Genomic DNA, 16,180 nt, shown 5'->3' on the forward strand with positions numbered 1-16,180 from the left:
GTGGCGCAGAGACTACCGGGGCGGCGCGTCCTCGCCCTGCCCCCACGCGGCGGCGAGGCGGCTGCGGGTGTCCTCCAGCAGCTCCGGCAGGGCTTTGGTCTGGCCGATGATCGGCAGGAAGTTGGCGTCGCCGCCCCACCGCGGTACGACGTGCTGGTGCAGGTGTGCGGCCACCCCGGCACCGGCCACGGCGCCCTGGTTCATCCCGATGTTGAAGCCGTGCGGCTGCGACACCTGCGTGATGGTCGTGATCGCGGCCTTGGTCAGCTCCCCGAACTCCAGGGTCTCCTCGTCGGTGAGGTCGACGTAGAGCGGCACGTGCCGGTAGGGGCAGACGAGCAGGTGCCCGGGGTTGTACGGGAAGAGGTTCATCACGACGTAACAGGTGCGGCCGCGGTGCACGATCAGCCCGTCCGCGTCGCTCTTACTGGGGGCCGCGCAGAACGGGCAACCGGCGTCGTCGTCGTCCGCGGGCTTGTCCTCCCTGATGTACGCCATCCGGTGTGGTGTCCAGAGCCGCTCGAAACCGTCCGGCACGCGGGCGAATTCGCGCTCGTCCTCCACCTCAGGCATGCGCTCGATCCTAGGCGGCACATCTGGGCGCCGGTCGCGAGGTCGATCGTCAGCGGCGTACTGGCGCCGGCACCGGAAATCCGCTGACCATCGCGGCAGTCGGTAGCCTCGGCTCGTGCTCCCCACCGCCCGTGCCGTCCGGTACGTCGTCCCATTGCGGGAGGGCGGGTCGCTGCCCGGTGTCGTCGAGGCCGACGACGAGGGCACCTGGGTGTTGAAGTTCCGCGGTGCCGGGCAGGGTGTGAAGGCGCTCGTCGCCGAGGTCGTCGTCGGGGAGCTCGGCCGCGCCCTCGGGATCCGGGTGCCCGAGCTGAAGGCGGTCGAACTGCCGATCCAGATCGCGCGATACGAGGCCGACGAGGAGGTGCAGGACCTGCTCAGTGCGAGCGTGGGCCTCAACCTCGGGGTCGACCTGCTGCCCGCCGCGTTCAACTACGACCCCGCGTACCCTCCGCCCGCCGACGAGGCGGCGGCGATCCTGTGGCTGGACGCGTTCACCGCGAACATCGACCGCACGCCGCATAACCCCAATCTGCTGCGCTGGCACCGCAACACGTGGTGCATCGACCACGGTGCGGCGCTCTACTTCCACCATTCCTGGCCCTCCAGGGGCGCCGACGCCGCCCGGTTCGCCGCGCAGCCCTTCGACGCCTCGACGCACGTGCTGCGTCCGGTCGCACGCGGACTGGCGCAGACGCACGAGCGGCTCGGCGCGCAGGTCACCGAGCCCGCGTTGCGCGCGGTGCTCGCCCTCGTGCCCGACGAGTGGCTCGAGCCCGCACCGGGGCTGCTCGATCCCGCGGCGGTGCGCTCGGCGTACGTCGAACACCTGCTCGCGCGGCTCGCCTCCCCGGGGCCCTGGCTGCCGCAGGACCCGTCATGAACGCGCTGCTGGGCTACCAGTACGTCGTACTGCGCTGCGTGCCCTCAGCGGTGCGCGAGGAGTTCCTCAACGTCGGGGTCGTCCTCTACTGCCAGCAGGCCGGCTTCCTGCAGGTCGCCTGGTCGGTCGACGACGCGCGCTTGCTGGCGTTCGCGCCGACGCTGGACCCCGCCGAGGTGCGTGCGGCCCTGCAGACCGCGGAGGCCGCCTGCCGGGACGGCGCCGTCGAGGGCCGTCCCGACCTCGTCGGACTCGGGCCCAGGTTCGGCTGGCTCGCGGCGCCGCGCTCGACCGTGCTGCGCCCCGGTCCGGGCCACGGCGGTCTCACGACCGACCCCGCGGCCGAGCTGGCTCGCCTGCTTGCGGTATTGGTGGAGGTATGACGCGCGCATTCCTGGTCTGGGGACCGGCCACCGACCACCCCGAGCTGATGGCCGACCCCACGCGACGGGCGCTGGACGACCTCGCCGACCGGGACGCCGTGCGCGCGTGCTCGATCGACCCCGACATCGCCGATACCGCGACGCTCGTCGCGAAATCCGGGTACCCGCTGCAGCAGTGCGCCAACTGCGTGGTCGTCGCCGGCAAGCGGGACGGGGTGGAGCGTGTCGCCGCCCTCGTGGTCCTGGCGCACACCCGTGCCGACGTCAACGGCGTCGTCCGCCGCACCCTCGACGTGCGCAAGCTGTCGTTCATGTCGCAGGAGGCCGCCGTCGAGCGCACCGGCATGGAGTACGGCGGCATCACCCCCCTCGGCCTGCCGCCGGAGTGGCCCATCTACGTCGACGCCGCCGTCGCGCACACCGATCCGGTGATGATCGGATCGGGCCTGCGCCGCGGCAAGCTCGAACTGCCCGGGGCGGTCCTCGCGGCGCTTCCCGGTGCCCAGATCGTCGACGGGCTGGCGCGCGTCGCGGAATGACGCCGCGCCCTCCCGCTGTTGTCAGTCACACACGTCCACGAACGAGGAGAGACACATGCCGCTCACGGGTGAGTACGCCGAAGAGAAGACCGAGTGGGTCAGGGACCAGCTCGCCAAGATCGACGAGGCCGGCACCACCGAGGTCGTCGGGGTGCAGGGCATGGCGGTCGTCGTCTACACGGTGTGGAGCGCCAAGACCGGCAAGCTGCGCCGCGTGCCGCTGATGCGGGTGGAGCACGACGGGGTTTACGCCGCGGTCGCGTCGTACGGCGGCGCGCCGAAGCACCCCGCCTGGTACTACAACTTCGTGGCCAACCCGCAGGTCGAGGTGATGGACGGGACGTCCCACCACGACGGTGTCGCCCGCCGGATCGAAGGCGACGAGCGGGCGCAGTGGTGGGAGCGCGCGGTGGCCGCCTACCCGCCGTACGCGGAGTACCAGACCAAGACCGACCGGGAGATCCCGGTCTTCGTCGTCGAGCCCGCCTGACCCCCCTCCAGTTTTGGACATGCACAGCGGGGCGGATATGCCCCGCTGTGCATGGTCAAGTCTCCGCAGCCTGGCGATAGGCACGGACCACCTGGCGCATGAACCGCGCCGGCTCGGTCCGCAGCCCCATCAGCGGGATGCGCAGCACCCTCTCGCGGCCCAGCACGAGGTCGTTCTGACGCAGGGCGTCATCCGTCACCGAGTCGACATCGAGATGGTGCACGCCATCGATCTCGACCAACAGTCCGACCGACTCCCACCCGGCGTCGACGTACGCCACCCCGCTCGCTCGCACTCGCCTGATCTGCCGGTCCGGCGAGGGCAGACCGTACGACGTGCACAGCGCGCCGAAGTCGAGTTCGCCGAGGGACTCCGCGCCGTCGCAGACGTCCCGGATCACTTGGTCGAGCAGCGTTCTCCTCGCCGTGTAGGTGGTTTCCTCCCACGCTGTCCTCAGTCGATCACGATCGACGATCCGCTGTTGCACGCTCATCGACACCAGCAGGGCTGCCGTCCGATCGGTGCGCGCCCACGCGGCCGCGCGCAGGCAGGCGACCTCCGGCAGGACCCTCGGCACCGGCGAATCGAGTGTTAGTCCCACAGCGTTCGGTCGATGCACGGTGATCCCGGACGACCGGCGCGCCCGGTTGGCCGACGGGACGCTGACGTGCACCCTGTCCTCGTCGAACTTTCGCAATCCGGCCGCGGTCAGCGCTGTGACGCCGTCGAGGACAGCCCCCGGACCCGACTCCCACACTGCGCTCCACCAACGGCTCTCGCCGACCAGCTCGGCTCCGGCGAGAAGCACGGTGTGCAACCCGACGAGACGCCACCGGCCGGCGCGGATCTCCGTACGCAGATCCGCTCGGGTCACCCCTTCACGCAGCAGGTCCGCTCGATGCGCGACACCTGCGTGATGAGATGCGACGCGCGCGAACGCCCTCGCCCGCAGGTCACGCCGACTCGGCGTACCCGCGGTGAGGAGGCCCGCACCCACCCCTTGGTCGATAGTCACGCACGCATCGCACCTCGGTGGGAGGGCAGCCGCAGCGACGGTCGACCTCGCTGTGGACGACGCCGCGTCGATCCGAAGGGTGTGGACGGCGGCCACAAGAATTCGGACATGCATACCGGGGCAGATGTGCCCCGGTATGCATGTCCGAGTTCGGTCAGACCTGAGCGCGGTCCGTGATCGCCTGCTGCACCAGCTCGATCGCCTCGTCGACCGGCACGCCGTTCTTCTGCGAGCCGTCGCGGTAGCGGAACGAGACCGCGCCCGCGGCCCGATCCTCGTCGCCGGCGATCAGGGTGAAGGGCACCTTCGACTTCGAGGCGTTGCGGATCTTCTTCGGGAAACGGTCGTCCGACGCGTCCAACTCCGTGCGGATCCCCTTCTCCTGCATACGATCCAGTACGCCGCGCAGATAGTCGTCGTACTCCGCGGCGACCGGCACGCCGAGCACCTGCACCGGTGAGAGCCACACGGGGAACGCGCCGGCGTAGTGCTCGACGAGCACCCCGAGGAACCGCTCGATGGAGCCGAACTTCGCCGAGTGGATCATCACCGGCTGCTGGCGGGTGCCGTCGGCGGCCTGGTACTCCAGGCCGAAACGCTCCGGCTGGTTGAAGTCGTACTGGATCGTCGACATCTGCCAGGTGCGCCCGATGGCGTCGCGCGCCTGCACCGAGATCTTCGGCCCGTAGTACGCCGCGCCGCCGGGGTCGGCGACCAGCTCCAGTCCCGACTCGGTGGCGACCTGTTCCAGGATCGAGGTGGCCTCGTCCCACTGCTCGTCGGACCCGATGAACTTGTCCTTCTTCTCGCCCTCGGTCTCCCGGGTCGACAGCTCGAGGTAGAAGTCGTCCAGCCCGAAGTCGCGGAAGAGTCCGAGGCAGAAGTTCAGCAGGTGCTCGATCTCGGCGGGCGCTTGCTCACGGGTGACGTACGAGTGCGAGTCGTCCTGCGCGAACCCGCGCACCCGGGTCAGTCCGTGCACCACACCAGACTTCTCGTTGCGGTAGACGTGGCCGAATTCGAAGAGCCGCAAAGGCAGTTCGCGGTACGACCGTCCGCGCGACTTGAAGATGAGGTTGTGCATCGGGCAGTTCATCGCCTTGAGGCGGTAGTCGATCCCGTCGAGGTCGAACGAGGGGAACATGCTCTCGGCGTAGTACGGCAGGTGCCCGGAGGTGTGGAAGAGCGCCTCCTTGGAGATGTGCGGCGTCCCGACGTACTCGAAGCCCTCCTCGATGTGGCGACGGCGTACGTAGTCCTCCATCTCCCGCTTGACGACCCCGCCCTTGGGGTGGAAGACGGGCAGACCCGAACCCAGCTCCTCGGGGAAGGAGAAGAGGTCGAGCTCGGCGCCGAGCTTGCGGTGGTCGCGCTTCTCCGCCTCGGCGAGCCGGTCGGTGTACGCGCGCAGCTCCTCCTTGCTCGGCCACGCGGTGCCGTAGATGCGCTGCAGCTGCGGGTTCTTCTCACTCCCCCGCCAGTACGCCGCCGCCGATCGCATGATCTTGTACGCGTTGCCGATCAGCTTGGTGGAGGGCAGGTGCGGCCCACGGCACAGGTCGCCCCAGGCGACCGAGCCGTCACGCCGCACGTTGTCGTAGATGGTCAGCTCGCCCACGCCGACCTCCGCCTCGGCGCCGTCGGCGGCCTCCGCCGCACCGCCCTTGAGCCCGATCAACTCCAGCTTGAACGGCTCGTCGGCGAGCTCCGCGCGGGCCTCGTCATCGGTGACCACGCGACGGGAGAAGGTCTGGCCCTCGTTGACGATGCGCTGCATCGCCTTCTCCAGGGCCTTCAGGTCCTCCGGGGTGAACGGGGTCTCGACGTCGAAGTCGTAGTAGAAGCCGTCGGTGATGGGCGGCCCGACGCCGAGCTTCGCGGCGGGGTTCACCTGCTGGACGGCCTGGGCCAGCACGTGCGCGGTGGAGTGCCGCAGCACGTTGAGCCCGTCGGGCGAGCCGATGTCGACCGGCTCCACCACGGCACCGTCCGGCACCTCGCGGAAGAGGTCGAGCAACTGCCCGTCGACCCGCATCGCCACGATCCGCCGGTCCTCGCCGAACAGATCGGTGCCCGTCGTGCCCTGCTGCACCGATCGCTCGTCTCCGGCGACATGGATGCTGAGCTGGGCAGACACGGGGTGCTCCTCGGACTATGCGCGCCGGCCGGCTGCCGACGACTGCGTCAGCAAGGCTAGTGGGCCGCCGCCGCGCACTTCACCCGCGTTTCCCCCGGCGTCGCGCGACCGGCATGCTGCAGTGATCCCGACCGACCGTGAGGACCCACCTGTGACCGTTCCCGACATCTCCGCCGTACGTCTCGGCGGGTCACCCTCCCTGCCCCTGCTGGTGCTCGGACCGTCGCTCGGCACGAGCGCGCGGGCCCTGTGGTCGCGGTGCGCCGCCCAGCTGGGTGACCGCTTCGAGGTGCTGGCGTGGGACCTGCCCGGCCACGGTTCGAACACCGAGGTGTCCGAGCCCTTCTCGATCGCAGACCTGGCGGCCGGGGTGCGCACACTGGTGGACGACGTACTGACCGACCGCGGTGAGCCGGGCGGTTCCTTCAGTTACGCCGGCGACTCGGTGGGCGGCGCGGTTGGGCTGCAGCTGCTGCTCGACCTGCCGGGGCGGGTGGAGCGCGCGGTGCTGGTGTGCACCGGCGCCGTCATCGGCACGCCCGAGTCATGGCACGAACGGGCCTCGCTGGTACGGGCCTCAGGAACGGCGATCATGGTCGAACGCGCCACCCGCACCTGGTTCGCACCCGGCTTCCCCCACCTCGAGCCGTCCGTGGCCACCGAATTGCTGCAGTCGTTGCGCGATGCCGACGACGAGGGATACGCCCAGGTCTGCGAGGCGCTGGCCGGTTTCGACGTCCGCCACCGCCTGGCCGACATCCGGACACCGGTGGTGGCGGTGGCCGGCTCGGTCGACCCGGCGACCCCGGTCGCCGGTCTGGAGGAGATCGCGTCCGGCGTACACCGCGGTCGCCTGGTGGTGCTCGACGACGTGGCCCATCTGGCGCCCGCCGAGGTGCCCGACCGGATCGCACGCATCATCCGCGACGACCCCGAGCGCGCGAGTAGCGTTGTCTCGCAGACACGTTCGCCCGGCATGACGGTGCGGCGTGAGGTGCTCGGCGACGAGTACGTCGACAGCGCCCTCGCCGGGGCGACCGACCTGACGCGCGACTTCCAGGACTTCGTCACCGATTACGCGTGGGGCGGGGTCTGGGCTCGGCCCGGCCTGGATCGACGCAGCAGGTCGATCGTGGCGCTCACCGCGTCCGTCGCGGGCGGCCACGAGCGGGAGCTGGCCGTGCACGTGCGCGGCGCCCTCACCAACGGTCTCACTCGCGACGAGTTGAGCGAGGTGCTGCTGCAGACGGCCGTCTACTGCGGCGTGCCCGCTGCCCAGTCGGCGTTCCGGGTCGCTCAGCAGGTGCTGGACGACATCAATCAGGAGTGACGGTGCTCGAAAACCGTTGCATCCGAGTCTGATCGGCGTTCCTGGTCCGAACCGGCCCGCGCGCTCCGGTGCCGCCGTACGATCCGACGATGGACGACCGGATCCGACATCTCCCCCGCGAGGACCGGTCGTGGTTGGTGACAGCGGTGCTGTGCATCGGAGTGGTGTTCTGCGGGTGGCTGGTCGCCACCGCGATCTTCCATTCCTCCGTTGGCAACGTCCTGCGGGGGTCTTGCCGGGCTCGTCGTCATCACCAAAGTGGTGCTGGACGAGGCGCAGGGCATCGTGGTCGACCGGGCCTGCGTACACAGGCCTCTGAGACGTGTCCTGCGATGGCAGACAGTGGAGGGTGTGTTCCCCGGCGACGTGTGGCTCTCGCTGCGGTGCACCGACCGCAACCACCGGCACGCGCGACTGCCCACCCGTTACGCCGCGGATGTGGAACGTATCGGGCGTAAGCCCCTTCAGACGGGCCTGCCACCCGCTGGAGAACCCCACCTGCACAATCTCCGATCGGGCGAGTAGACATAGCCGGCAACAGTTCCGACCATCGACCTGAAGGACACCCATGGACCTGACCCCCCGCCCCGAGCACAAGTTCTCCTTCGGCCTCTGGACCGTGGGCTGGCCCGGAATCGACCCGTTCGGCATCGCCACCCGCCCGATGCTGGATCCCTGGGAGTACGCCGAGCGGCTGGCCGAGCTGGGCGCCTGGGGCATCACCTTCCACGACAACGACGTCTACGCCTTCGAGGCGACTGACGCGCAGCGTGAGCAGGCGACCACGCGGCTCAAGAAGGCCGCCGACGACGCCGGCCTGGTGATCGAGATGGTCACCACCAACACCTTCACCCACCCGGCGTTCAAGGACGGCGGCCTGACCAGCAACGATCGCTCGGTGCGTCGTTTCGGGCTGCGCAAGATCATCCGGGCCGTCGACATGGCCGCCGAGATGGGGGCGAGCACCTTCGTCATGTGGGGCGGCCGCGAGGGCGCGGAGTACGACGGGTCGAAGGACCTCTACGGTGCGTTCGAGCGCTACAAGGAGGGCCTGGACACCGTCGCCGGCTACATCAAGTCGAAGGGCTACGACCTTCGGATCGGGTTGGAGCCCAAGCCGAACGAGCCCCGCGGCGACATCTTCCTGCCGACCGTCGGTCACGCGCTGGCCTTCATCGCCCAGCTCGAGCACGGCGACATCGTCGGCGTGAACCCCGAGACCGGGCACGAGCAGATGGCCAACCTGAACTACACCCACCAGCTCGCTCAGGCGCTCTGGAGCGGCAAGCTCTTCCACATCGACCTCAACGGTCAGCGAGGCCTGAAATACGACCAGGACCTGGTCTTCGGTCACGGCGACCTGACCTCGGCGTTCTTCACGGTCGACCTGCTGGAGAACGGCTTCCCGGGCCAGCCGGACGCGCCTCGCTACGACGGTCCGCGCCACTTCGACTACAAGCCGTCGCGCACCGAGCACCTGCTCGGTGTCTGGGAGTCGGCGAAGGCCTGCATGGAGACCTACCTGCTGCTCGCGGAGAAGGCGAAGGCGTTCCGCGCCGACCCGCAGGTGCAGGAGGCCATGGAGTACGCCGGCGTGTCGAACCTGCGCGTGCCGACCATCGCGGCCGACGAGACCCTGGAGCAGTTCCTGGCGAGCGACGACGGCTTCGACCCTGACGAAGCGGGCCGGCGCGACTACGGGTTCGTGAAGTTGCAGCAGCTTGCCATCAAGCACCTGGTCGGCTGATCCGACGTGCGGTCGGCGCGGGATCGGCCTGCCCCGCAGGACAGGCTGACGGTGGTCCCGCGCCGACTTCGTCCGTGGGTGCTGATCGCGGTCGGTACGGTGTTCGTCGTCTTCGTGGTGGGTTCGGTCGTGAACGTCATCGCGGACTTCAGGTGGGATTCCCCTCTCAGATTCTTCGCCCCCGTCTGCCTGTGCGTCTTTGCATGGATCCACTTCCGGCCGCTGCATGCAGACCGCGACGGCATCACCAGACGCGACACATTCCGCGCGACGCCGTGGTCCCAGGTCGAAGCGCTCATCGAACCCGGCAGGTGGGACCCCACCATCCACCTTCGGATGTCGGGAAAGGATCGGCCGACGGGCTTTCCGGCCGAACACCTCGAGCGCTTGGTCGAGCTCAGCGGCAAGCCGGTGCAGCGCCGTTCGTATCCGGGACCGGCGGCGAGCGGGAGTTGACGGACGTCGAACGGCATCACCGTGGATGACCATCTTCCCGGCGACAGCATCAGCACGCCTAGACCGCTGAGCCGCCACCCGGTCCTGCTGATCCGACCAGTGGTGCTTACCGGGTGCACGGCGTGGGCCGGGTGGAGGCTGGCCGACCACTTCTCTTGGCCGCTGCTGGTCGCAGCGATGCTGATCGCGCTGAACGCAGCATTCAGGTCGGTGGTCATGTTGCGCCCCGGGCGCGCCGATTCCGTCCGCATCCGACCCCGCTTCGCCCTGCGCTCCATGCGCTGGTCCGAGCTGCGTGGTGTACAGACGCCCGGTCGCTGGGACACCGAGGTGTACGTCATGAATCTCGCCGGGAGGCCGCGTGCCACCGGATTCTCGCTCGACTACCTCGACGACCTGGTCCGTATGAGCGGACGAGCGTCGGTGCCGCGGCTTTCCGAGCTGGGGCCGCCGGTGCGCCGCGAACCACTCCCCCGGTCGCGAGAGCAGACGCAACGCGATCTGGCCGCCCGGGTCGAAAGGGTGAGAGCACTCAACGCCGAGCTGCTGAGCGACCCGGACTCACCGACCCCGGCGAATGAAACCGGTGTCGGGAATGAATCGCCCAATCCCTAGTTGAACGATGTAACCGACTTCTCACAACAGTCCGAGGAGGACATGTGGCTCCCAAGGTTTGGTTCATCACCGGCGCGTCCAAGGGCTTCGGCCGCGAGTGGGCGATCGCCGCGCTCGAGCGCGGGGACAAGGTCGCCGCAACGGCGCGCAAGACCGACACCCTCGACGACCTCGTGCAGAAGTACGGCGACGCGATCCTGCCGCTGCAACTGGACGTCAACGACCGCGACGCCGACTTCGCGGCGGTGAAGGCCGCACACGACAACTTCGGCCGCCTCGACGTCGTGGTCAACAACGCCGGTTACGGGCACTTCGGGATGGTCGAGGAGCTCAGCGAGCAGGACCTGCGCGACCAGCTCGAGACCAACCTGTTCGGCGCGGTCTGGGTGACCCAGGCGGCGTTGCCCTACCTGCGCGAGCAGAAGTCCGGGCACATCCTGCAGGTCTCCTCGATCGGCGGCATCAGCGCGTTCCCGATCGTCGGCGCCTATCACGCGTCCAAGTGGGCCCTCGAGGGCATCAGCCAGGCCCTGGCCCAGGAGGTCGCCGACTTCGGCATCCACGTGACACTCATCGAGCCGGGCGGATTCTCCACCGACTGGGCCGGTCCGTCGTCGAAACACTCTGCCGAGCTGAGCGCGTACGACGAGACCCGCACGAAGGTCATGGAGCAGCGTCAGACGCGCAACGCCGAGCCCGGCGACCCCGCGGCCAGCGCGGCCGCCGTGCTGAAGCTGGTCGACGCCGACGAGCCGCCCCTCCGGGTGTTCTTCGGCAGCGGCCCGATCCGGATCGCCAAGGCGGACTACGAGTCGCGCCTCGCCAACTGGGAGAAGTGGCAGCCGCTCGCTGAAGAGGCTCAGGGCTCCAAGTAACCCTGATCGCACGCGAACAGGCCCTCCCACCGATGCGGTGGGAGGGCCTGTCGTGTCTGTCGATCCGGCTCAGATGCCGCCGGACCCGGGCGTCTGCGGGTTCCCGGTGGACGGCGGGTCGTCCAGCGGGCTCGCCGCTGGATTGAACGGCGCCTCGGGATCCTTCTGCGGTGCGGAGTCGAACGTCGACGTGGTCCCGGCCGTCGTGCCGCCCGCCTGCTTCTGGATGGTCTCCTCGGCCTTGTCGCTGGCGGTCTTGATCTTGTCGGCGTACTTGCCCTTGGTCGCGTTGTTGACCGCCCCGCCGACCTTGTCGATGCCACCGCGGATCTTGTCCGGATTCTCGGCGGCGGCCTTCTTGGCCTTCTCGATGTTCTCCTCGGCGGCCTTGGTGGCCTTGTCCAGGGCTTCCTTCGCCTTGTCCATGAAGCTCATGACGTGCTCCTTCGTTCGAGGTCGTCCTTCATCCTGCACCAACGATCGGGTGTCCGGGAACCTCCCCACGGGGGGTCTGCGGATGCGGGGAACGAGCCGTGTGCAGGCGAACAACCGCGCTAGCGTGGAAACGGACCGACCGCTGGATGGGAGCGCCTGTCATGTCATCACGCAAGGGCCCGGGGCCGTCCGTCAAGGACGACGACCTCTACGAGAAGCTGCGCGACGAGGGCAACAGCAAGGAGAAGTCGGCGCGCATCGCGAACGCCGCTGCCAACACCTCGCGATCGAGCGTGGGCCGCAAGGGCGGCTCGCACCCGTCGTACGACGAGTGGACCAAGCACGACCTGTTGCAGCGCGCCCGGGAGATCGGCGTCGAGGGCAGATCAAGGATGTCCAAGGACGAGCTCGTCGAGGCTCTGCGCGACCACTGACCTATGAGCCCGACGCAGCGCGAGCGGGTCCGCGACCTGCTGGACCACCACGGCCGCACGTACGCCGACGAGGCCGGGATCACGTTGCGGGACAAGCCTGCCCCGCTCTACCAGCTGCTCACTCTCGTGACGTTGTTCTCCGTGCCCATCTCCGCCGGGGTCGCTGTCGCCGCGGCGCGTGAACTCTTCGCGGCCGGCTGGCGCACCCCGGAACACCTGCTGGGCTCGACGTGGCAGCAGCGTGTCGACGCGCTCGGCCGCGGCCACTACCGCCGCTACGACGAGAGCACCGCCACCGCTCTCCAGGAGTCCGCCGAACACCTGCGCGCCGCGTGGGGCGGGGACCTGCGCAGGGTGCGCGACGACGCCGCAGGCGACGCGGACGGCATCCAGGAACGCATCGCACGCTTCCCCCGTATCGGCCCGACCGGTGCCGCCATCTTCTGCCGCGAGGTGCAGCAGGTCTGGCCGTCGGTGCGGCCCTTCTTCGATCAGCGAGCCGTCGACGGCGCACGCGATGCGGGGCTCCCGACCGATGTCGGTCGGCTGGCCGCCCTGGTCCACGACGACGACCTCGCGCGGTTCGCGGCGGCCCTCGTACGCCGTGAATTCACCTGACCTGCGGCGTCCTCCCAGACGCCTCTGGCATAAAGGAGCACATGGAACGTCGATCCCTCCTCACCGCGCTGGCCGCGGGAGTCGCCGCCGCCCTGGCCGGATGCAGCAGCGCCAAGCGGTCGGCCACGACCACCGCGCCGCACTCGTCCCCGAACAGCACGGCCACCAAGGCCCCTGCCAGCACCCGGGTCTTCCACGCCCCGCACGGCATCGTGAAGGCACCCGTCCCCCGCGGCACGCTCTACATGTTGCCCGGCACCGGTAACAACGTCGCCCTGACCGTCGACGACGGCACCGACCCGCGCGTCGTGGCCGGATACGCGAAGCTGGCGAAGGACACCGGCCTGCGCCTGACGTTCTTCTGTAACGGTGTCAATCCCAGCTGGACCGAATCGGCGTCGGCGCTGCGACCGCTGCTGGAGGAGGGCCAGATCTTCATGGCCAACCACACCTGGTCCCATCCGAGTCTGCTCAGCCTGAGCAGCGCGGAACTCACCGATCAGGTGCGGCGCAACGAGACCTTCCTGAAGAACACATACGGGGTGCTCGGTCGCCCCTTCCTGCGACCGCCGTTCGGCTATCGCAACGCACGCGTCGACGCGCAGCTCGCCGATCTCGGCTACCCCGCGGTCACCATGTGGTACGGCAGCCTGGCCGACTCCACCGTGTTGAACCCGAAGCGGATCGTGGTGCACGCCGAGGAGTCGCTCAAGGCCGGACACCTGGTCATCGGGCACGCCAACCACGACCCCGTGCTCAAGGTCTACGACCAGATCGTGCACATCATCACCTCGCGGCATCTGCAACCGGTCCATCTGGGCGACGTCTACCAGGTGTGAGCGTCTGGGAGTGACCGTGGCCGATGGGGCAGACTGGCCGGAGTCCACGACCACACGCCCGAGGGAGTCCCATGCCGGAACAAGGTGACACCCGTGTCGCTGTCTATCTCGACTTCGACAACATCGTCATCTCCCGGTACGACCAGGTGCATGGACGGCAGCGCTTCTCCAAGGACAAGGTGCGCACCGCCGACCGAGCGACCGACACCGAGATCCTGGACAAGCTGGCCCAGGCCACGGTCGACGTCGGCGCGATCATCGACTTCGCGTCGTCGTTCGGCACGCTCGTGCTGACCCGGGCGTACGCCGACTGGTCGGCCGACGTGAACGCCGATTACCGCGGCCAGCTCGTCGGGCGCGCCGTCGACCTGGTGCAGCTCTTCCCCGCCGCGGCGTACGGCAAGAACGGCGCGGACATCCGCCTTGCGGTCGACGCGGTCGAGGACATGTTCCGGCTGCCTGACCTCACGCACGTCGTTCTCGTGGCTGGCGATTCGGACTACATCGCGCTCGCCCAGCGGTGCAAGCGGCTCGGCCGGTACGTCGTGGGCGTGGGCGTCGCCGGATCGACCAGCCGCTCGCTCGCGGCGGCCTGCGACGAACTCGTCACGTACGACGCGCTGCCCGGCGTCGAGCCGATCGCCGCGCCGGAGCCCGAGCCGGAGGTACCCGCGACGGCCGACGTGGTCGCCGACGAGAGTCCCGAAGCGGGGACCGAGCCGGCCCCGACCAAACGCAAGCGGGCGACGCGTAAGCAGACCAAGAAGGACGAGGACGACCCGCAGATCGTCGCGACGCGCCTGCTGGAGCGTGCGCTGCGCCTCGGCCATGAGAAGAACGACGACGAGTGGCTGCACAGCTCGGCGGTCAAGAGCCAGATGAAGCGGATGGACCCCTCGTTCAGCGAGAAGGCCCTGGGCTACAAGTCGTTCTCCGGCTTCGTGATGTCACGCGACGACGTCGCGGAACTGGACGACAGCTCCCCCGCGCGCCAGATCCGCGCCCGCAACCGCGACTGAGACCCTGCCGGGTCGCTACAGCTGGGCCCGCTGCAGCCGCGCCTCCCAGCGCGGTTTCCACGGCTCGCACTGCTCGCCGCGCAGGTGCGCCGCGAGGTCGTCGAGATGCACGCCCCAGCCCGCTTCGTGGAAGGGCGCCCGGTCCAGATCGAAACCGCCCTCCTCGACGACGAGGCGGGTGCCGCCGGCCTCGGGCGTCAGCGTCGCCTCGATGGTGGTGGCCTCGTCGTCGCCCTCCGCGAACTCGACGACCAGCCGCCGCGGTGGCTCGCAGGCAGTGATCCGCGCCGGATCCTGGGCCCCGCTGGTGAAGGCGGTGGTGATCTCACCGCCCACCCGCAGGTCGCCCGTCACGGTGACGAGCCACCGCGCCAGACGCGCCGGGTCGGTGACGGCCTCCCACAGGTCCTGCGGGTCCGTCGCGTAGAAGTCGTCGACGTGGACGACTCCGCGCCCGTCGACCTGCTTCACGTAGGTGTGCTGCTCGGTCCGGATCATGTCCTGTCCTCTCGGTGCGATCGCCCGCGGGCGACCTCGGTGTGCAGGGCATCCAGGCGCCGGCTCCACAGGTCGCGGTACGGCGCCAGCCAGCCGTCCAGCTCGGTGAGGCCCTGCGGACGCAGCGAGTAGATCCGGCGTTGCCCCTCGGCGTGGACGTCGACCAGGCCCGCCTCCCGCAGCACACGCAGGTGCCGTGACACACCCGGTCGGGCCACCGGCAGCAGATCGGCGATCTCACCGGCCGTCAGGTCCTGATCGCGCAGCGAATCCAGGATCACCCGACGTCCGGGGTCCCCGATCGCTGCCAGCATCGCGTCCATGACATCGAATGTACCCGATCAGTTACATAACGCAAGTGTTACGCATCGCACGATCGTCACCGCGCGGACCGCACGGGGTCCTGCACCGGCGCCCTGTTCATATCCCATGTCAGCAGGTCCGGTTGACGTAACCGGACTGTCCCCTCGCGACCACGTCGCGGTCCCGCAGGAGCAGCGACACCCGCCCGCGACGCACCGCGCAGGCCTGCGCGAATCGATCTGCCGAGTATTCGATCTCGATGACCTTCGTGCCGTACGCGCTCGTATAGGCGTCGCACTCGTTGTACTCCTGACACTCCTCGGCGACCGCGAAGTCATATCCCGATCGGCGCAGCCGGGTCGCCAGCTCGGCGGCGTTCTTCTGTCCGATGAGCAACTTGTCCCGATGGGCGATGCCCGCGAGCAGTGCAGCGAACGCGACGGCGTCGGCCTGCGTGAGGTGCCCCTGCGAGCGGGTGTAGGAATCGAGGTTGTCCGGTTCGACGGCGTCGTACCCGCTGTGTGCGCACCCGGCGAACCAGCCACCGACAACGGCCGCGATCGCCGTGCGCTTGGCGGGCGTGGCGATGTCCAGTAGCGCTTCGTTCCAGTCGCGGTCGATGATCAGCCGGCCGCTGGCGTCGCGCAGCAGCAGGTTCGGGTGTGTGTGCTGCCACCACGCCAGATCACCGGGCTGCGCCTGGTAGGCGTTGACGTAGCAGACGTTGTAGCGACCCGGCGCCGGCGCTGAGGTGCGGTCCCGGTCGACGATGCGCACACCGGAAGCAGGCGGGTAGGAGCCGCCGATCTGGTAGTCGAAGACACCTGCCGCCGGAAAAGCTCTGGCAGCTGCGGAATTCCGTGTCGGCGTGCCGCTGATCGGGGCAGCTGTGCCCTTCGTGCCGAGCGCGTCCGACGCTGTGGCGCCACATCCGGTCAGCGCAAGAGCGGCCGCGACCAGCAGCGCACCCGTCCGTCGTCGTGCCACCGCA

At 69.2% G+C, this 16,180-nt stretch carries 20 protein-coding genes; 13 read left to right on the forward strand and 7 right to left on the reverse strand.

Annotation, left to right across the window (positions count from 1 at the left end):
• Positions 1 to 12 precede the first annotated feature (12 nt).
• Entirely contained in the window at positions 13 to 573 is a 561-nt protein-coding gene (locus JOB34_RS07215) for an HIT domain-containing protein (RefSeq protein WP_208052044.1), read from the reverse strand.
• Between the two features lie 115 nt (positions 574 to 688).
• Between JOB34_RS07215 and JOB34_RS07220 the strand changes: the two genes are divergently transcribed.
• From JOB34_RS07220 to JOB34_RS07235, 4 genes are read left to right on the forward strand one after another with little or no spacing between them, the layout of a single operon-like run.
• Entirely contained in the window at positions 689 to 1,456 is a 768-nt protein-coding gene (locus JOB34_RS07220) for a HipA family kinase (RefSeq protein WP_208052045.1), read from the forward strand.
• Positions 1,453 to 1,839 carry a DUF3037 domain-containing protein gene (locus tag JOB34_RS07225; RefSeq protein ID WP_179481023.1) on the forward strand — a complete coding sequence of 129 codons (387 nt, stop codon included), beginning with the start codon at positions 1,453 to 1,455 and terminating at the stop codon, positions 1,837 to 1,839. The genes JOB34_RS07220 and JOB34_RS07225 overlap by 4 nt, the downstream gene beginning before the upstream one ends.
• Positions 1,836 to 2,378 (forward strand): YbaK/EbsC family protein, encoded by a 543-nt coding sequence (locus JOB34_RS07230; protein ID WP_208052046.1) that lies wholly within the window; start codon positions 1,836 to 1,838, stop codon positions 2,376 to 2,378. The genes JOB34_RS07225 and JOB34_RS07230 overlap by 4 nt, the downstream gene beginning before the upstream one ends.
• 55 nt (positions 2,379 to 2,433) lie before the next feature.
• Positions 2,434 to 2,868 carry a nitroreductase family deazaflavin-dependent oxidoreductase gene (locus JOB34_RS07235; RefSeq protein WP_208052047.1) on the forward strand — a complete coding sequence of 145 codons (435 nt, stop codon included), beginning with the start codon at positions 2,434 to 2,436 and terminating at the stop codon, positions 2,866 to 2,868.
• A gap of 55 nt (positions 2,869 to 2,923) precedes the next feature.
• Here JOB34_RS07235 and JOB34_RS07240 read toward each other — a convergent pair whose 3' ends face one another.
• Positions 2,924 to 3,883 carry a hypothetical protein gene (locus JOB34_RS07240; protein WP_347813765.1) on the reverse strand — a complete coding sequence of 320 codons (960 nt, stop codon included), beginning with the start codon at positions 3,881 to 3,883 and terminating at the stop codon, positions 2,924 to 2,926.
• A 154-nt stretch (positions 3,884 to 4,037) separates the two neighbouring features.
• Positions 4,038 to 6,020 (reverse strand): threonine--tRNA ligase, encoded by a 1,983-nt coding sequence (thrS, locus tag JOB34_RS07245; RefSeq protein ID WP_208052048.1) that lies wholly within the window; start codon positions 6,018 to 6,020, stop codon positions 4,038 to 4,040.
• A gap of 151 nt (positions 6,021 to 6,171) precedes the next feature.
• On the opposite strand from thrS, the gene JOB34_RS18075 reads away from it, so the two are divergent.
• The 5 genes from JOB34_RS18075 (at position 6,172) to JOB34_RS07270 (ending at position 11,043) form a co-directional block, all read left to right on the forward strand.
• Complete coding sequence (locus JOB34_RS18075; RefSeq protein WP_347813766.1) at positions 6,172 to 7,350, forward strand: alpha/beta fold hydrolase; 1,179 nt, start codon at positions 6,172 to 6,174, stop codon at positions 7,348 to 7,350.
• Between the two features lie 568 nt (positions 7,351 to 7,918).
• Entirely contained in the window at positions 7,919 to 9,097 is a 1,179-nt protein-coding gene (xylA, locus tag JOB34_RS07255; protein WP_208052050.1) for a xylose isomerase, read from the forward strand.
• Positions 9,098 to 9,175: 78 nt separating this feature from the next.
• Positions 9,176 to 9,553 carry a hypothetical protein gene (locus JOB34_RS07260; protein WP_208052051.1) on the forward strand — a complete coding sequence of 126 codons (378 nt, stop codon included), beginning with the start codon at positions 9,176 to 9,178 and terminating at the stop codon, positions 9,551 to 9,553.
• A gap of 216 nt (positions 9,554 to 9,769) precedes the next feature.
• Positions 9,770 to 10,168: a hypothetical protein gene (locus JOB34_RS07265; RefSeq protein ID WP_208052052.1), complete on the forward strand. Its 399-nt coding sequence runs from the start codon at positions 9,770 to 9,772 to the stop codon at positions 10,166 to 10,168.
• Positions 10,169 to 10,212: 44 nt separating this feature from the next.
• On the forward strand, positions 10,213 to 11,043 hold the full coding sequence (locus tag JOB34_RS07270; protein WP_208052053.1) for an SDR family oxidoreductase: 831 nt from the start codon (positions 10,213 to 10,215) through the stop codon (positions 11,041 to 11,043).
• 69 nt (positions 11,044 to 11,112) lie between these two features.
• Here the strand turns inward: JOB34_RS07270 and JOB34_RS07275 are convergent, their stop codons facing one another.
• Complete coding sequence (locus tag JOB34_RS07275) at positions 11,113 to 11,478, reverse strand: antitoxin (RefSeq protein ID WP_208052054.1); 366 nt, start codon at positions 11,476 to 11,478, stop codon at positions 11,113 to 11,115.
• A gap of 161 nt (positions 11,479 to 11,639) precedes the next feature.
• On the opposite strand from JOB34_RS07275, the gene JOB34_RS07280 reads away from it, so the two are divergent.
• The 4 genes from JOB34_RS07280 (at position 11,640) to JOB34_RS07295 (ending at position 14,388) form a co-directional block, all read left to right on the forward strand.
• On the forward strand, positions 11,640 to 11,912 hold the full coding sequence (locus JOB34_RS07280) for a Rho termination factor N-terminal domain-containing protein (protein ID WP_208052055.1): 273 nt from the start codon (positions 11,640 to 11,642) through the stop codon (positions 11,910 to 11,912).
• Positions 11,913 to 11,915: 3 nt separating this feature from the next.
• A complete protein-coding gene (locus JOB34_RS07285) occupies positions 11,916 to 12,530 on the forward strand; it encodes an endonuclease (protein WP_208052056.1) in 615 nt (204 codons plus the stop codon).
• Between the two features lie 41 nt (positions 12,531 to 12,571).
• Positions 12,572 to 13,369 (forward strand): polysaccharide deacetylase family protein, encoded by a 798-nt coding sequence (locus JOB34_RS07290; protein WP_179481050.1) that lies wholly within the window; start codon positions 12,572 to 12,574, stop codon positions 13,367 to 13,369.
• A 71-nt stretch (positions 13,370 to 13,440) separates the two neighbouring features.
• Positions 13,441 to 14,388, forward strand: a complete 948-nt coding sequence (locus tag JOB34_RS07295) for an NYN domain-containing protein (protein ID WP_208052057.1) — start codon at positions 13,441 to 13,443, stop codon at positions 14,386 to 14,388.
• A gap of 15 nt (positions 14,389 to 14,403) precedes the next feature.
• Here the strand turns inward: JOB34_RS07295 and JOB34_RS07300 are convergent, their stop codons facing one another.
• The 3 genes from JOB34_RS07300 to JOB34_RS07310 all read right to left on the reverse strand — a co-directional run bounded on the left by JOB34_RS07300 (position 14,404) and on the right by JOB34_RS07310 (position 16,176).
• Entirely contained in the window at positions 14,404 to 14,886 is a 483-nt protein-coding gene (locus JOB34_RS07300) for an SRPBCC domain-containing protein (RefSeq protein WP_208052058.1), read from the reverse strand.
• Entirely contained in the window at positions 14,883 to 15,209 is a 327-nt protein-coding gene (locus JOB34_RS07305) for a metalloregulator ArsR/SmtB family transcription factor (protein ID WP_208052059.1), read from the reverse strand. The genes JOB34_RS07300 and JOB34_RS07305 overlap by 4 nt, the downstream gene beginning before the upstream one ends.
• 109 nt (positions 15,210 to 15,318) lie before the next feature.
• On the reverse strand, positions 15,319 to 16,176 hold the full coding sequence (locus tag JOB34_RS07310) for an endo alpha-1,4 polygalactosaminidase (protein ID WP_208052060.1): 858 nt from the start codon (positions 16,174 to 16,176) through the stop codon (positions 15,319 to 15,321).
• Positions 16,177 to 16,180: the final 4 nt, after the last annotated feature.

This window comes from Allobranchiibius sp. GilTou38 (assembly GCF_017565325.1).
GTDB classification, from domain to species: domain Bacteria; phylum Actinomycetota; class Actinomycetes; order Actinomycetales; family Dermatophilaceae; genus Allobranchiibius; species Allobranchiibius huperziae.

Bases quoted from the DNA above. Each gene is read 5' to 3' on its own strand.
- JOB34_RS07215 (WP_208052044.1), bottom strand. From the start codon at position 573: ATGCCTGAGGTGGAGGACGAGCGCGAATTCGCCCGCGTGCCGGACGGT.
- JOB34_RS07225 (WP_179481023.1), top strand. From the start codon at position 1,453: ATGAACGCGCTGCTGGGCTACCAGTACGTCGTACTGCGCTGCGTGCCC.
- JOB34_RS07230 (WP_208052046.1), top strand. From the start codon at position 1,836: ATGACGCGCGCATTCCTGGTCTGGGGACCGGCCACCGACCACCCCGAG.
- JOB34_RS07235 (WP_208052047.1), top strand. From the start codon at position 2,434: ATGCCGCTCACGGGTGAGTACGCCGAAGAGAAGACCGAGTGGGTCAGG.
- xylA (WP_208052050.1), top strand. From the start codon at position 7,919: ATGGACCTGACCCCCCGCCCCGAGCACAAGTTCTCCTTCGGCCTCTGG.
- JOB34_RS07265 (WP_208052052.1), top strand. From the start codon at position 9,770: ATGTTGCGCCCCGGGCGCGCCGATTCCGTCCGCATCCGACCCCGCTTC.
- JOB34_RS07275 (WP_208052054.1), bottom strand. From the start codon at position 11,478: ATGAGCTTCATGGACAAGGCGAAGGAAGCCCTGGACAAGGCCACCAAG.
- JOB34_RS07280 (WP_208052055.1), top strand. From the start codon at position 11,640: ATGTCATCACGCAAGGGCCCGGGGCCGTCCGTCAAGGACGACGACCTC.
- JOB34_RS07285 (WP_208052056.1), top strand. From the start codon at position 11,916: ATGAGCCCGACGCAGCGCGAGCGGGTCCGCGACCTGCTGGACCACCAC.
- JOB34_RS07290 (WP_179481050.1), top strand. From the start codon at position 12,572: ATGGAACGTCGATCCCTCCTCACCGCGCTGGCCGCGGGAGTCGCCGCC.
- JOB34_RS07295 (WP_208052057.1), top strand. From the start codon at position 13,441: ATGCCGGAACAAGGTGACACCCGTGTCGCTGTCTATCTCGACTTCGAC.
- JOB34_RS07300 (WP_208052058.1), bottom strand. From the start codon at position 14,886: ATGATCCGGACCGAGCAGCACACCTACGTGAAGCAGGTCGACGGGCGC.
- JOB34_RS07305 (WP_208052059.1), bottom strand. From the start codon at position 15,209: ATGGACGCGATGCTGGCAGCGATCGGGGACCCCGGACGTCGGGTGATC.